This window comes from Novosphingobium sp. B-7 (assembly GCF_000410615.1).
GTDB classification, from domain to species: domain Bacteria; phylum Pseudomonadota; class Alphaproteobacteria; order Sphingomonadales; family Sphingomonadaceae; genus Novosphingobium; species Novosphingobium capsulatum.
This window is the reverse complement of the sequence record NZ_APCQ01000342.1, coordinates 17925-29922: the sequence shown is the minus strand read 5'-3', so window position 1 is coordinate 29922 and position 11998 is coordinate 17925. Positions and strand designations below refer to the sequence as shown.

Sequence of the window (11998 nt, the reverse complement as noted above, 5' to 3'; positions counted from 1 at the left end):
TCGCGCACCGCGCCGCGCGCCGCGCTCGTGGTCATCGCGGCATAGGCCTGCAACGCCACCGAAACCTTGCGCGCCCGCGGCTTGGCTGGCTGCCAGGCATCGGCGCCCTTGGCCTCCATCGCGGCGCGGCGGCGGGCGAGTTCATCGGCCGACACCAGCACATCGATCTTGCGGCCAGGAATGTCGATGGCGATCAGGTCACCGGTTTCCACCAGGCCGATCGCCCCACCCTCGGCCGCCTCGGGCGAGACATGGCCGATCGACAGGCCCGAGCTGCCGCCCGAAAAGCGCCCGTCCGTCACCAGCGCGCAGGCCTTGCCCAGGCCCTTGGACTTCAAATAGCTGGTGGGATAGAGCATTTCCTGCATGCCGGGGCCGCCTTTGGGCCCTTCATAGCGGATCAGCACCACGTCGCCTTCCACCACCTGGCCGGTGAGGATCGCGGTCACCGCAGCGTCCTGGCTTTCATAGACCTTGGCCGGGCCGGTGAACGTGAGGATGCTTTCATCCACGCCCGCTGTTTTCACGATGCAGCCGTCGGCGGCGATGTTGCCGGCCAGCACGGCCAGCCCGCCGTCCTGGCTGAAGGCATGGGTGGCGCTGCGGATCACGCCGTTTTCGCGATCGAGGTCCAGCTCGGCCCAGCGGCGGCTCTGGCTGAATGCGGTCTGCGTGGGCACGCCGCCAGGGGCCGCGCGATAGAACTCCTGTACCGAGGGCGCATTGGTGCGCGCCACGTCCCACTGCGCCAGCGCATCGGCCATGGTGCGTGCATGAACCGTCGGCGTATCGGTATGCAGCAGCCCGGCGCGGTCCAATTCGCCCAGGATCGCCATGATCCCGCCGGCGCGGTGCACGTCTTCCATGTGCACGTCATTCTTGGCCGGTGCCACCTTGGACAGCACCGGCACCCCGCGCGACAGGCGATCGATGTCGGCCATGGTGAAATCGACCCCGGCTTCGTGCGCGGCGGCCAAGAGGTGCAGGACGGTGTTGGTCGAACCGCCCATGGCGATGTCGAGGCTCATCGCGTTTTCAAACGCGCGGAAGTTGGCGATCGAGCGCGGCAGAGTGCTCTCGTCACCCTCTTCGTAATAGCGCTTGCACAGGTCCACCGCCAGGCGACCTGCTTCCAGGAACAGGCGCTGGCGATCGGCGTGGGTCGCCAGGGTGGAGCCATTGCCGGGCAGGGAGAGGCCGAGCGCTTCGGTCAGGCAGTTCATCGAATTGGCGGTGAACATGCCCGAGCATGAACCGCACGTCGGGCAAGCCGACCGCTCGATATCGGCCACTTCCTCGTCGGTGTAGTTGTCATCGGCGGCCACGACCATGGCGTCGACCAGGTCGAGCGCGTGTTCCTTGCCGCGCAGAACAACCTTGCCCGCTTCCATCGGCCCGCCCGAAACGAACACCACGGGAATGTTGATGCGCATCGCCGCCATCAGCATGCCCGGCGTGATCTTGTCGCAGTTGGAGATGCACACCATCGCATCGGCGCAGTGCGCGTTGACCATGTATTCCACGCTATCGGCGATCAGATCGCGGCTCGGCAGCGAATAGAGCATGCCGTCGTGGCCCATGGCGATGCCATCATCCACCGCGATGGTATTGAATTCCTTGGCAACGCCGCCCGCGGCCTCGATCTCGCGCGCCACCATCTGGCCCAGGTCCTTGAGGTGGACGTGGCCCGGCACGAACTGCGTGAACGAGTTTACCACGGCGACGATCGGCTTGCCGAAATCGCCATCCTTCATCCCCGTGGCGCGCCACAGGCTGCGCGCGCCCGCCATGTTGCGGCCGTGGGTAGAGGTGCGGGAGCGGTAGGCGGGCATTGTTCGGAAACTCCAGGCATGCAATTTTCTCGCGCCGCGCAGGCGCAAGCACGTGCCCCTACTCCACGTGAGCCGACGCGTCCAAGGTTACATTTGCGACTTTTTGGCGAGGCCCGCAACCACCGCTGGCAACAACCGGGAGAGCCGCGCGGCCCACTCCGCCTGGCCCGCCGCGTCGCCAATCAGATCCTGGCGCAGTTCCAGCCCGACATAGGCCCGCCCGTGCGCCTCGGCATGGCGGTTCATCGTGGCATTGAGCAGGCGGCCCGAATAGGGCTGCTGATCGCCCACGCACAGGCCCGGCTCTTGACCCAGCCAATCGAGCGCCAGCGCTGCGGCGCGCGCATCGTCGTTGTACAACACGCCGACGTGCCACGGCCGCTGCTGTTCGGGATCACTTGAAAGACGCGGCGTAAAGCTGTGCAGCGAAAGGATTAGTGCCGGTTCATTCGTCGCCAGTATTCGCGCCAGCGCGGTATGATAAGGATCGAAGAACCGCGCCAGCCGCCCTGCGCGAGCAGCGGCGTCGAGCCGGTTGCCGGGGATCGCATGCCCGTCGCTCGCTTCGGGCACAACGCCCGGCGCATCGGCATCGCGATTGAAATCGCAGATCAGACGGCTCACCCCGCCCAGGAATGCCGCAACGCCCGGGGTTTGCGCCAGGATGGCGGCGATGCCGGCCACGCCAATGTCGATGGCCATGTGCTGGGTCAGCAGGGCAGGATCGATGCCCAGATCGATATCGCCTGGCACACGCGCCGATGCGTGGTCGGAAACGATCAGCACCCCACCTGTTGTGGGCGTGCCCAACAGGGTCCAGGCCTCGGCGCTCATCGCAACGCTCCGGCCAGAGTCCACCATGCACCAGGCATTGCCGCCTGCGCGGCATCGCGCGCGACGGTATCGTCAAACAGCGCAAAACACGTCGCGCCAGAGCCGGACATGCGCACCAGCCATGCGCCCGTGGCGCGCAACGCGGCGAGCACGTCACCGATCTGCGGCACCAGCGCCAGCGCCGGTGCTTCCAGATCGTTGCGCCCGTCCAGCGCGATGGTGCGCAGGTTTCCGGTAGGCAGCGGGCCGCGATCGACGCCATCCCAGCCCTTGAACACCGGTCCGGTCGCCAGCGGAATGCGCGGATTGACCAGCAGCACCGGGCACCCTGCCAAGTGATTGTCCACCGCTTCCAGCTCGGTGCCGGTGCCGCGCCCGATGCAGGCTTGGCTCGCTACGCAAGCGGGCACATCGGCGCCCAGCGCAGCGGCGCGCGCGTGCCAATCCTTCGGCAGGCCCTGCGCCCGCTCGACCAGGCGAAACACCGCGCCGGCGTCGGCCGATCCACCACCCAGCCCGGCCGCCACCGGCAAGCGCTTTTCCAGCGTGACCGCCCAGCCTTGCTCACGCGGCAGCGTAGTCAGCGCCTTGGCCACGATATTGCCAAAGGGATCGGCCAGTTCTCCGCCAAATTCACCGACCACGCGCAAGGCATCCTGCGCTGCCGGGCTTACCGCCAGTTCATCGCCGGTGTCGACAAAGGCGAACGCAGTTTCCAGCGCGTGATAGCCATCCTGGCGCCGCGCGCGGACGTGCAGCGCCAGGTTGATCTTGGCAAAGGCCGTTTCATCCATGGTCTGAACAACAGGGCCTTACATGTTGGGATAATTGGGGCCGCCGCCACCTTCGGGCGTGACCCAGTCGATGTTCTGGGTCTTGTCCTTGATGTCGCAGGTTTTGCAATGCACGCAGTTCTGCGCGTTGATCTGCAGGCGCGGCGTGCCTTCTTCCACACCCACGAATTCATAGACACCCGCCGGGCAGAACCGCGCCTCTGGCCCGGCATAGAGCGGCAGGTTGACGCGCGTGGGCACCTCGGGGTCTTTCAACACCAGGTGGCACGGCTGGTCTTCCTCGTGATTGGTGTACGAGAACGACACGCTGGTCAGGCGATCGAAGCTGATCACACCATCGGGCTTGGGATAGGCGATCGGCTTGTAGAGATCGGCGCGCTGCGTCGCCTCGGCATCGGTATGATGCTTGAGGCCCTTGACCGGATTGACCTTGAGCACGCGGGCCCACATGTCGGCCCCGGCCAGGATCGTGCCCCACGAACCGCCGAACTTCGACACCAGCGGCTGGGCGTTCTGCACCAGCTTGAGTTCCTTGGCGATCCAGCTGTCGCGCACGGCGGCATCGTATTCCACCATGTCGTCATGCTCGCGCCCGGCGGCGGCTGCCGCCACGATCGCCTCGGCCGCCAGCATGCCGCTTTTCATCGCGGTGTGGCTACCCTTGATGCGCGGCACGTTGACGAAGCCGGCCGAGCAGCCGATCAGCGCGCCACCGGGGAACGAGAGGCGCGGCACCGATTGCCAGCCGCCTTCGTTGATCGCGCGCGCGCCATAGGCCACGCGGCGGCCACCTTCCAGGATGGCGCGGATTTCCGGGTGCTGCTTCCAGCGCTGGAATTCCTCGTAGGGATAGACATAGGGATTGGCGTAATCGAGCGCGGTGACAAAGCCCAAGGCCACCTGGTTGTTGGCCTGGTGATAGAGGAACCCGCCGCCCCACGAATTGCTTTCCGACAGCGGCCAGCCCTGGGTGTGCAGCACGCGGCCCGGCACGTGCTTGGCCGGATCGATATCCCACAATTCCTTGATGCCCAGGCCATAGACCTGCGGCTGGCAATCACGCTCAAGATCGTAATGCTGCTTGAGCCGCTTGGTCAGGCTGCCGCGCGCACCCTCGGCAAACAGGGTGTACTTGGCATGCAGTTCCATGCCGGGCTGGTAATCGCCCTTGTGGCTGCCATCCTTGGCCACGCCCATGTCGCCCGTGGCCACGCCGATCACGGCGCCGGCCTCGTTGAACAGCACTTCGGCAGCGGGGAAGCCGGGGAAGATTTCCACGCCGAGTTCGGTCGCCTGTTCGGCGAGCCAGCGGCACAGGTTACCAAGGCTGCCGGTGTAATTGCCCTCGTTCGACATGAACGGCGGCATCGGCCAGTGCGGGATGGCGTACTTCTTGGTCTTGGTCAGCACCCAGTGCCAGTTGTCGGTCACCGGCACTTCGGCCATCGGGCAGCCCATGGTGCGCCATTCGGGCAGCAGTTCGTCCAGCGCCTTGGGATCGACCACCGCGCCGGACAGGATATGCGCGCCGATTTCGGAGCCCTTTTCCAGGATGCACACCGAAAGTTCGGGATTGAGCTGCTTCACCCGGATCGCGGCAGCCAGGCCTGCAGGCCCACCACCGACGATCACCACGTCATAAGGCATCGATTCCCGTTCGCTCATCGTCCCCGCTCCATCGCCCGTTCCTGCTGAGGGCTGTTAATCACGCGATTATGCAGCGCAGCCTTGAAAGCTGGGGCGCCCAAGGTCAATAGGGTGTGCATGACAAGCTGCCTCATGAGACAAAAAGGCATCGCGCCACAGGTTGCGGCATGAGCCAGCCCCCTGCCGGCACGGCCGCCGGCCATTCCCTGTCTGCCCTGGTCGACGCTGCCTTTGCCTGGTGGGAGGATGCCGGGCTCGATGGAATGTTGAGCGATACGCCGCAATCCTGGCTGGAAAGCGATCGCAAGGCTGCGGCCAAGGCCAATGCCAAGGCCGGAAATGGCGCCGCCAGCTTTGCCCCGCCACCACCGCCGCCGGCGATGGGCGGCCTGGCGCGGGACTGGCCGCAAACCCTTGATGATTTCCACGCCTGGTGGCTGGAAACGCCCAGCCTGCCCTTCCCGCCAGCGCGCCGCATCGCCCCCACCGGCCCGGCCGGCGCGCCGCTGATGATCCTGCTGCCCATGCCCGAGGCGGATGACGAAGCCGGCCTGCTCAGCGGACGAGGCGGCAAGGTGGTGGACGGGATGCTGGCCGCTTTGGGCTTGGCGCGCGAGCAGGTCTATTGCGCCGCCGCCCTGCCGGTGCATGTGCCGATGCCCGATTGGGGCCAGTTGCGGGCAGAAGGTCTGGGCGCACTCCTCGCCCATCACGCGGCGCTGGCAGCTCCCCAACGCGTGCTGATCCTGGGCCGCAGCGGCATTTCAACGCTTCTTGGCCACAGCTTGCCGAATAATGCTGCCGATTTACGAGAGTTTAACCATGACGGTGGATGCGTACCTGCGGTTTTCGCATACGACCTTGCGGCGCTCGTGGCTCGCCCGGCGCACAAGGCGGCCTTGTGGAACCGCTTGCTTGACTGGACGGGAACAGACCTGACGTGATGATCCGGCGCTTTCACCGCGCTTGCCTGCCGGCTGCAGCCCTTGCCTGCATCGCCGGCCTGGCCGCGCCTGCACACGCCAACAGCGCGGCCGTGGAGTACTTCCGCAGCCGGGCAGACCGCACCGCGGTGCCAACCCTGCTCAGCCAGGACGACCGCACCTATTACACCCAGCTGTTCGCCGCGATCGAGCGGCAGGACTGGACCAATGTCCAGACCATGCTGGCCCAGCGCAGCGATGGCCCGCTTCAGGCCGTGGCCCGTGCGCAGTATTATCTGGCCGCCACCTCGCCCAAGGCGGATCTCGCCTCGCTCACCGATCTGATCGCCCGCGCGCCCGATCTGCCGTGGACCGACCAGCTCGGCCGCCTGGCGCTCAAGCGCGGGGCCATCTCGCTGCCGATAACGCCCAGCGCGCAATCGTTCGCCACGCTGCCCAGCACGCCGCGCCGCACCCGCCCGCGCAGCATTGCCGATGGCACGATGCCCGATAGCGTGGCCCAGGCCATTCAAGAGCGGATCAAGGCTGATGACCCCACCGGCGCGCGCGTGCTGCTCGATGGGATCGACGCCAACCTTTCCTCCGACGCCCGCGCCGAATGGCGCCAGAAGGTGGGCTGGAGCTTCTACATCGAAAACGACGATGCCAATGCCCGGCTCGTCGCGCTCTCCGCCACGCAGGGCGGCTCTGGCCCATGGGTGGCCGAGGCGCTGTGGACCGCCGGCCTCGCTGCCTGGCGCATGGACGATTGCATGGCTGCGGCCGATGCGTTCCAGCAGGCAGCGACGCAGGGCAGCAACCCGGAACTGGTTTCGGCCGGCTATTACTGGGCCAGCCGCGCGATGGTGCGCTGCCGCCAGCCGGAAAAGGTGTCCGGCATGCTGCGCGCGGCTGCCCGCAACAGCGACACGCTCTATGGCATGATGGCCGCAGAGGCACTCGGCCTGCGCAGCGCGACGCCGCCCCCAGCGCCCGATTTCTCCGCTACCGATTGGCAATCGCTTCGCGATGTCAACAATGTGCGCCTCGCCGTCCAGCTTGCTGAAATCGGTGAGGATGGTCTGGCCGACGATGTTCTGCGCTATCAGGCGCGGATCGGTGCGCCCAGCCAGTATGCCCCGCTTTCGCGCCTGGCGCGCGACCTGGGCCTGCCATCCACCCAACTGTGGATGGCCTATAACGCCCCGGCTGGCGCGCGCGCCGATGAAGCGGCACGCTTCCCCGCGCCCAAGTGGGTTCCGGCCAATGGCTGGAAAGTCGATCCCGCGCTGCTCTTTGCCCACTCGCTGCAGGAATCGAACTTCCGCACGGCGGTAACCAGCCCGGCCGGCGCCAAGGGCCTGATGCAGGTGCTGCCTGGCACCGCGCGTGACATGGCACGGGCCGATCCGGTCATGCAGGGCCGTGATACCCAGCTTGATCTGCCCGGCGTGAACCTGGCGTTTGGCCAGACCTACCTCACGCGGCTGCGCGACAATGGCGCCACTGGCGGGCTGCTGCCCAAGGTGATCGCCGCCTACAACGCCGGCCCGATGCCGGTGGCGCGCTGGAACACCCAGGTGAAGGACCAGGGTGATCCGCTGCTGTGGATGGAATCGATCCCCTATTGGGAAACGCGCGGCTATGTTTCTGCCGTGATGCGCAACTACTGGATGTACGAACGCCAGGCCGGTGGCCCGTCGGATAGCCGGATCGGCCTGGTCCAGGGCTTGTGGCCCAAGTTCCCGGGCCTGGCCGGCGCAGACAATGTCCGGGTTGCGATGGGCGGGAATTGAGCGCATCACGCCGCCATGGCCATAGACACGACGCGCACTTTCAAGCCGATCAACATCGCCCTGCTCACCGTGTCCGACACGCGCGGACCGGATGAGGACACCTCGGGCGACATCCTTGCCCAGCGCATTCGCGATGCCGGACACGCCCTGGTGGCGCGCGGCATCGACAAGGACGATGCCGGCGTCATCGCCACCCGGCTCAACAACTGGATCGACGATCCCAAGGTAGATGCCGTGGTCATCACCGGCGGCACCGGGCTGACCGGCCGCGACGTGACGCCAGAAGCACTCGACCGGGTAAAGACCCGCGACATTCCCGGCTTTGGCGAGCTGTTCCGCTGGCTCAGCTACAAGACCATCGGCACCAGCACGATCCAGTCCCGCGCCTGCGCCGTGGTGGCGCGCGGCACCTATATCTTTGCGCTGCCCGGCTCGAACGGCGCGGTGAAGGATGGCTGGGACGGCATCCTGGCCGAACAGCTCGACAGCCGCAATCGCCCCTGCAACTTCGTCGAACTGATGCCAAGGCTGCTCGAAAAGTAAGCTCCTCCCCGGCACGGGGAGGGGGACCGCGCGAAGCGTGGTGGAGGGGATTGTCAGCCAGACACGCTGTGTGAGAGGCAAACACCCCTCCACCAGCCTTTGGCTGGTCCCCCTCCCCGTGCCGGGGAGGAACTGGCTTCCTCTGCCCGCATGTTCATGCTATGTTCTCATGCATGCAACCGATCAAAGGCAGGGGTGCGCAATCCGGCGCGGTGCCCACGCGCTTCGGCCTTGCCCAGCGCGAGGCCGATGGCGACTGGCGTGACATGGCGCCTGATATCGACGGCGCCGCCCCGCCCCTGCGCACGACGGTGACCGAGGAATTTCCCAAGTCGGTCCTCACGTTCAACGCCTCTCCCGACATTCCGTTTGACCGCAGCGTCAATGCCTATCGCGGCTGCGAGCATGGCTGCATCTATTGCTACGCCCGACCCACCCACGCCTATCACGATCTCTCGCCCGGCCTCGATTTCGAGACGAAGCTGTTTGCCAAACCGCAGGCGGCGGCGCTTTTGCGCCAGGCCTTTGCCAAGCGCGGATACCGCCCAAGGCCGCTGGCCATGGGCACCAACACCGATCCCTATCAGCCGATCGAGCGGGATTATCGCATCACGCGCCAAGTGCTGGAACTGTGCCTGGACGTGGGCCACCCCGTCACCATCACCACCAAGTCTGCGCGCGTGCTCGATGATCTCGATCTGCTACGCGCGCTGGCGGCGCGCCGGCTGGTGGCGGTCGGCATCTCGATCACCAGCCTCGATCCGCGCCTGTCCAGCCTGCTCGAACCGCGCGCCGCCAGCCCGGCCAAGCGCATGGCCGCGCTCGGCACTTTGGTGAAGGCCGGTGTTCCCGCGCATGTCGGCGTCTCGCCGATCATTCCGGCCATTACCGATCAGTTCCTCGAACAGATCCTGATGGATGCCGGCGCGCTGGGTGTGCGCTCGGCCAGTTGGATCATGCTGCGCCTGCCGCACGAGGTGGCGCCGCTGTTCCGCGAATGGCTTGACACCCATTTCCCCGATCGCGCCGCCAAGGTGATGCACACTGTGCAATCGATGCGTGGCGGCAAGGATTATGACGCCAGCTTCCACACCCGGATGAAACCACAAGGCGTGTGGGCAGACCTTGTCCGCACCCGCTTCCGCCTGGCCCTGCGCCGCGCCGGGATACCGCAGGAGCGGCTCGATCTGGATTGCAGCCAGTTCCGCGCGCCCTCGCGGGATGGGCAGATGGACTTGTTTTGAGAGGTGCGGCGCATGATTTCCACCACCCCCCAACCCCCTCCTCTGAAGAGGAGGGGGCTTTTATGTCAGCTACTTAACTCCCCCTCCTCTTCAGAGGAGGGGGTCGGGGGGTGGTGGAAACCTGAGCGCCCAATTAATCCGCAACCGGCTCATACTTGCGCGCGCCGGTCAGCGGATCGTACCACACTTCCACCACCGCGCCGGTTTCCACGTCCACCTCGCACTCGCCGGTGCGCTGCCACTGCACCTGTCCTTCGGGCATCCGCGCGCGGTAACGCCCTTCGAACAACGTGCCCAGTGCAATCACCGCGCCAACGCCGATCAAGCCCCAGCCATGACCCGTCACCAGATGCAGGGCCACTCCGCCCAGGCCGACCAGCCCCGCTGTCACCAGCGCGGCGATGCGCGCCCCGCCGGTCACGGCCTGGCCAGCTTTACGGCCGTGCCATAGGCCACCACCTCGTTCATGGTCTGGCCGATAGAGCCGGAATCGAAACGCATCATCACCACGGCGTCGGCACCCATCAGCCGCGCATTCATCACCAGCCGATCGATCGCGTGGCGCCGCGTATCTTCGACCAGCGCCGAATATTCCTTGATCTCGCCGCCAATGATCGTGCGCAGGCCGGCCACGATATTGCCGGCCAGGCCGCGGCTACGCACCACCACACCAAAGACCTGGCCCAGGCTTTCCACCACTTCATGGCCGGCGATGTTTTCGGTGGTCGTGACGATCATGGTTCTCTCCCGTTGATTGCCGCCGATGATGGCGCTTGATCCCATGAAAAGCCATGGAATTGTGCGCGCAGATCCTTCTTGGAAATCTTGCCGGTGCCGGTGTGCGGCAGGCTTTCGACAAAGACCAAGGCATCGGGAAGCCACCATTTGGCAACCCGGCTGGCCAGATAGTCGCGCAGGTCATCCGCCGTGGCGGTCATTCCAGGGCGCGGCACCACCACCAGCAGCGGGCGTTCGTCCCAGCGCGGATGGGGAATGCCGATCGCGGCGGCTTCGGCCACGGCCGGATGGCCAACGGCGATGTTTTCCAGATCGACCGAACTGATCCATTCCCCGCCCGACTTGATCACGTCCTTGGTCCGGTCGGTGATCTGCAACGTGCCCTCGGGGTGGAGGATCGCCACGTCGCCGGTGTCGAACCAGCCGTCGCCATCCACGGCATCGGCCTCGGCCTTGAAATAGCGCTGGATCACCCACGGCCCGCGCACCTGCAGCGCGCCTGCCGTCTTGCCATCGCGGGGCAGCACGCGCGTGGCATCGCCCAGATCAACGCAGCGCATCTCCACGCCAAACGGCGGGCGCCCCTGCATCGCCTTGAGCGAGACCTGCGTCTGGAAATCGAGCGAGTCCCAGTTCCACGGCTCACCACCAGACGTGCCGATGGGCGAGGTTTCGGTCATGCCCCAGGCATGGCTGACGCGCAGCCCCGCCGCCATGAACCGCTCCACCAGGGTGCGCGGCAGGGCCGATCCACCGCACAGCACATCGCGCAGCGCCGGCGGAAAGGCGCCATCGGCCGTGGCATCGACATATTGCGTCAACCCCAGCCAAACCGTGGGCACCCCCGCCACGGCGGTTACCGCGTGGCGATGCAGCAGATCGCACAGCACGGCCGGCTCGGCCACGGCGGAAAAGACCAGCTTGGCCCCGACGCTCGCCGCCGCCCATGGCGCGCCCCAACAGGCGGCATGGAACATCGGCACAACCGGCAGCATCACACTGCGGCTTTCCAGGCCAAACACCTGCCGTTGCAGCATCGAGAGCGCGTGCAGCACGGTGGACCGGTGCGAATAGAGCACGCCCTTGGGATTGCCCGTGGTGCCGCTGGTATAGCTCAGCATGCAGGCTTCGCGCTCGTCACCCTCCGCCCAATCGGCACGATCGTCGCCGATCCAATCGGCAAAGGCCGGCGCAGGCCCGTCGCTGTCAAAGCAGACGTAGTGCTCCACGCTGGGCCAGCGCGGTTTCATCCGTTCCACCAGCGGGGCAAACACCGCGTCGAACAGCATGACCCGGTCTTCTGCGTGGTTGACGATGAATTCGAGTTGATCGTCGAACAGGCGCGGGTTCACCGTGTGCAGCACCGCCCCGGCGCCAGGAATGCCATACCAGGCAGCCAGGTGATGGGCGTGGTTCATGGCCAGCGTCGCCACCCGATCACCGGGCTGAACACCGAGGCGGCGCAGCGTCGCTGCCAGCCGCGCCGCATCGTCGCGCACCTCTATCCAGGTGGTTTCTGTTTCGCGGCCATCGGCCCAGCGGCTAACGATCGCCCGCGTGCCATGCTCTCGCGCGGCGTGATCGACCAAGCGGCCCACGCGCAGCGGCCAGTCCTGCATTCCGCCCAGCATCGCTCTGCCCTTTCGT

At 66.3% G+C, this 11998-nt stretch carries 11 protein-coding genes; 4 read left to right on the top strand and 7 right to left on the bottom strand.

Translation table 11 applies throughout. The annotated features are described in order from the left end of the window. The 4 genes from ilvD to H926_RS0104700 all read right to left on the bottom strand — a co-directional run. The coding region (gene ilvD / locus H926_RS0104715) for a dihydroxy-acid dehydratase (RefSeq protein ID WP_022675292.1) at positions 1–1832 on the bottom strand (1832 nt) is incomplete at its 3' end. 87 nt (positions 1833–1919) lie between these two features. After that, positions 1920–2666 carry an N-formylglutamate amidohydrolase gene (locus H926_RS0104710; RefSeq protein ID WP_022675291.1) on the bottom strand — a complete coding sequence of 249 codons (747 nt, stop codon included), beginning with the start codon at positions 2664–2666 and terminating at the stop codon, positions 1920–1922. After that, positions 2663–3460: a 4-(cytidine 5'-diphospho)-2-C-methyl-D-erythritol kinase gene (locus tag H926_RS0104705; protein ID WP_022675290.1), complete on the bottom strand. Its 798-nt coding sequence runs from the start codon at positions 3458–3460 to the stop codon at positions 2663–2665. Before H926_RS0104705 ends, H926_RS0104710 begins: the two co-directional genes overlap by 4 nt. A gap of 18 nt (positions 3461–3478) precedes the next feature. Beyond that, positions 3479–5125, bottom strand: coding sequence for an electron transfer flavoprotein-ubiquinone oxidoreductase (locus H926_RS0104700; protein ID WP_022675289.1), 1647 nt, complete (start codon positions 5123–5125; stop codon positions 3479–3481). A gap of 149 nt (positions 5126–5274) precedes the next feature. On the opposite strand from H926_RS0104700, the gene H926_RS0104690 reads away from it, so the two are divergent. From H926_RS0104690 to H926_RS0104675, 4 genes are all read left to right on the top strand, one after another. Beyond that, positions 5275–6051, top strand: a complete 777-nt coding sequence (locus tag H926_RS0104690) for a uracil-DNA glycosylase family protein (RefSeq protein WP_022675288.1) — start codon at positions 5275–5277, stop codon at positions 6049–6051. After that, positions 6051–7826: a lytic transglycosylase domain-containing protein gene (locus H926_RS0104685; RefSeq protein WP_022675287.1), complete on the top strand. Its 1776-nt coding sequence runs from the start codon at positions 6051–6053 to the stop codon at positions 7824–7826. The genes H926_RS0104690 and H926_RS0104685 overlap by 1 nt, the downstream gene beginning before the upstream one ends. Positions 7827–7841: 15 nt before the next feature. After that, a complete protein-coding gene (moaB, locus tag H926_RS0104680) occupies positions 7842–8369 on the top strand; it encodes a molybdenum cofactor biosynthesis protein B (protein WP_022675286.1) in 528 nt (175 codons plus the stop codon). A gap of 173 nt (positions 8370–8542) precedes the next feature. Next, a complete protein-coding gene (locus H926_RS0104675) occupies positions 8543–9613 on the top strand; it encodes a PA0069 family radical SAM protein (RefSeq protein ID WP_022675285.1) in 1071 nt (356 codons plus the stop codon). Between the two features lie 133 nt (positions 9614–9746). Here the strand turns inward: H926_RS0104675 and H926_RS0104670 are convergent, their stop codons facing one another. The 3 genes from H926_RS0104670 to H926_RS0104660 are packed head-to-tail and all read right to left on the bottom strand — an operon-like array spanning position 9747 to position 11982. After that, a complete protein-coding gene (locus H926_RS0104670; protein ID WP_022675284.1) occupies positions 9747–10034 on the bottom strand; it encodes a hypothetical protein in 288 nt (95 codons plus the stop codon). Next, a complete protein-coding gene (locus H926_RS0104665; protein ID WP_022675283.1) occupies positions 10031–10351 on the bottom strand; it encodes a YbjQ family protein in 321 nt (106 codons plus the stop codon). The genes H926_RS0104670 and H926_RS0104665 overlap by 4 nt, the downstream gene beginning before the upstream one ends. After that, on the bottom strand, positions 10348–11982 hold the full coding sequence (locus H926_RS0104660; protein WP_022675282.1) for a long-chain fatty acid--CoA ligase: 1635 nt from the start codon (positions 11980–11982) through the stop codon (positions 10348–10350). Before H926_RS0104660 ends, H926_RS0104665 begins: the two co-directional genes overlap by 4 nt. Positions 11983–11998 lie beyond the last annotated feature (16 nt).

Coding starts and splice junctions, on each gene's coding strand:
- H926_RS0104710 (WP_022675291.1), bottom strand. CDS start 2,666: ATGAGCGCCGAGGCCTGGACCCTGTTGGGCACGCCCACAACAGGTGGG.
- H926_RS0104705 (WP_022675290.1), bottom strand. CDS start 3,460: ATGGATGAAACGGCCTTTGCCAAGATCAACCTGGCGCTGCACGTCCGC.
- H926_RS0104700 (WP_022675289.1), bottom strand. CDS start 5,125: ATGAGCGAACGGGAATCGATGCCTTATGACGTGGTGATCGTCGGTGGT.
- H926_RS0104690 (WP_022675288.1), top strand. CDS start 5,275: ATGAGCCAGCCCCCTGCCGGCACGGCCGCCGGCCATTCCCTGTCTGCC.
- H926_RS0104685 (WP_022675287.1), top strand. CDS start 6,051: ATGATCCGGCGCTTTCACCGCGCTTGCCTGCCGGCTGCAGCCCTTGCC.
- moaB (WP_022675286.1), top strand. CDS start 7,842: ATGGCCATAGACACGACGCGCACTTTCAAGCCGATCAACATCGCCCTG.
- H926_RS0104675 (WP_022675285.1), top strand. CDS start 8,543: ATGCAACCGATCAAAGGCAGGGGTGCGCAATCCGGCGCGGTGCCCACG.
- H926_RS0104665 (WP_022675283.1), bottom strand. CDS start 10,351: ATGATCGTCACGACCACCGAAAACATCGCCGGCCATGAAGTGGTGGAA.
- H926_RS0104660 (WP_022675282.1), bottom strand. CDS start 11,982: ATGCTGGGCGGAATGCAGGACTGGCCGCTGCGCGTGGGCCGCTTGGTC.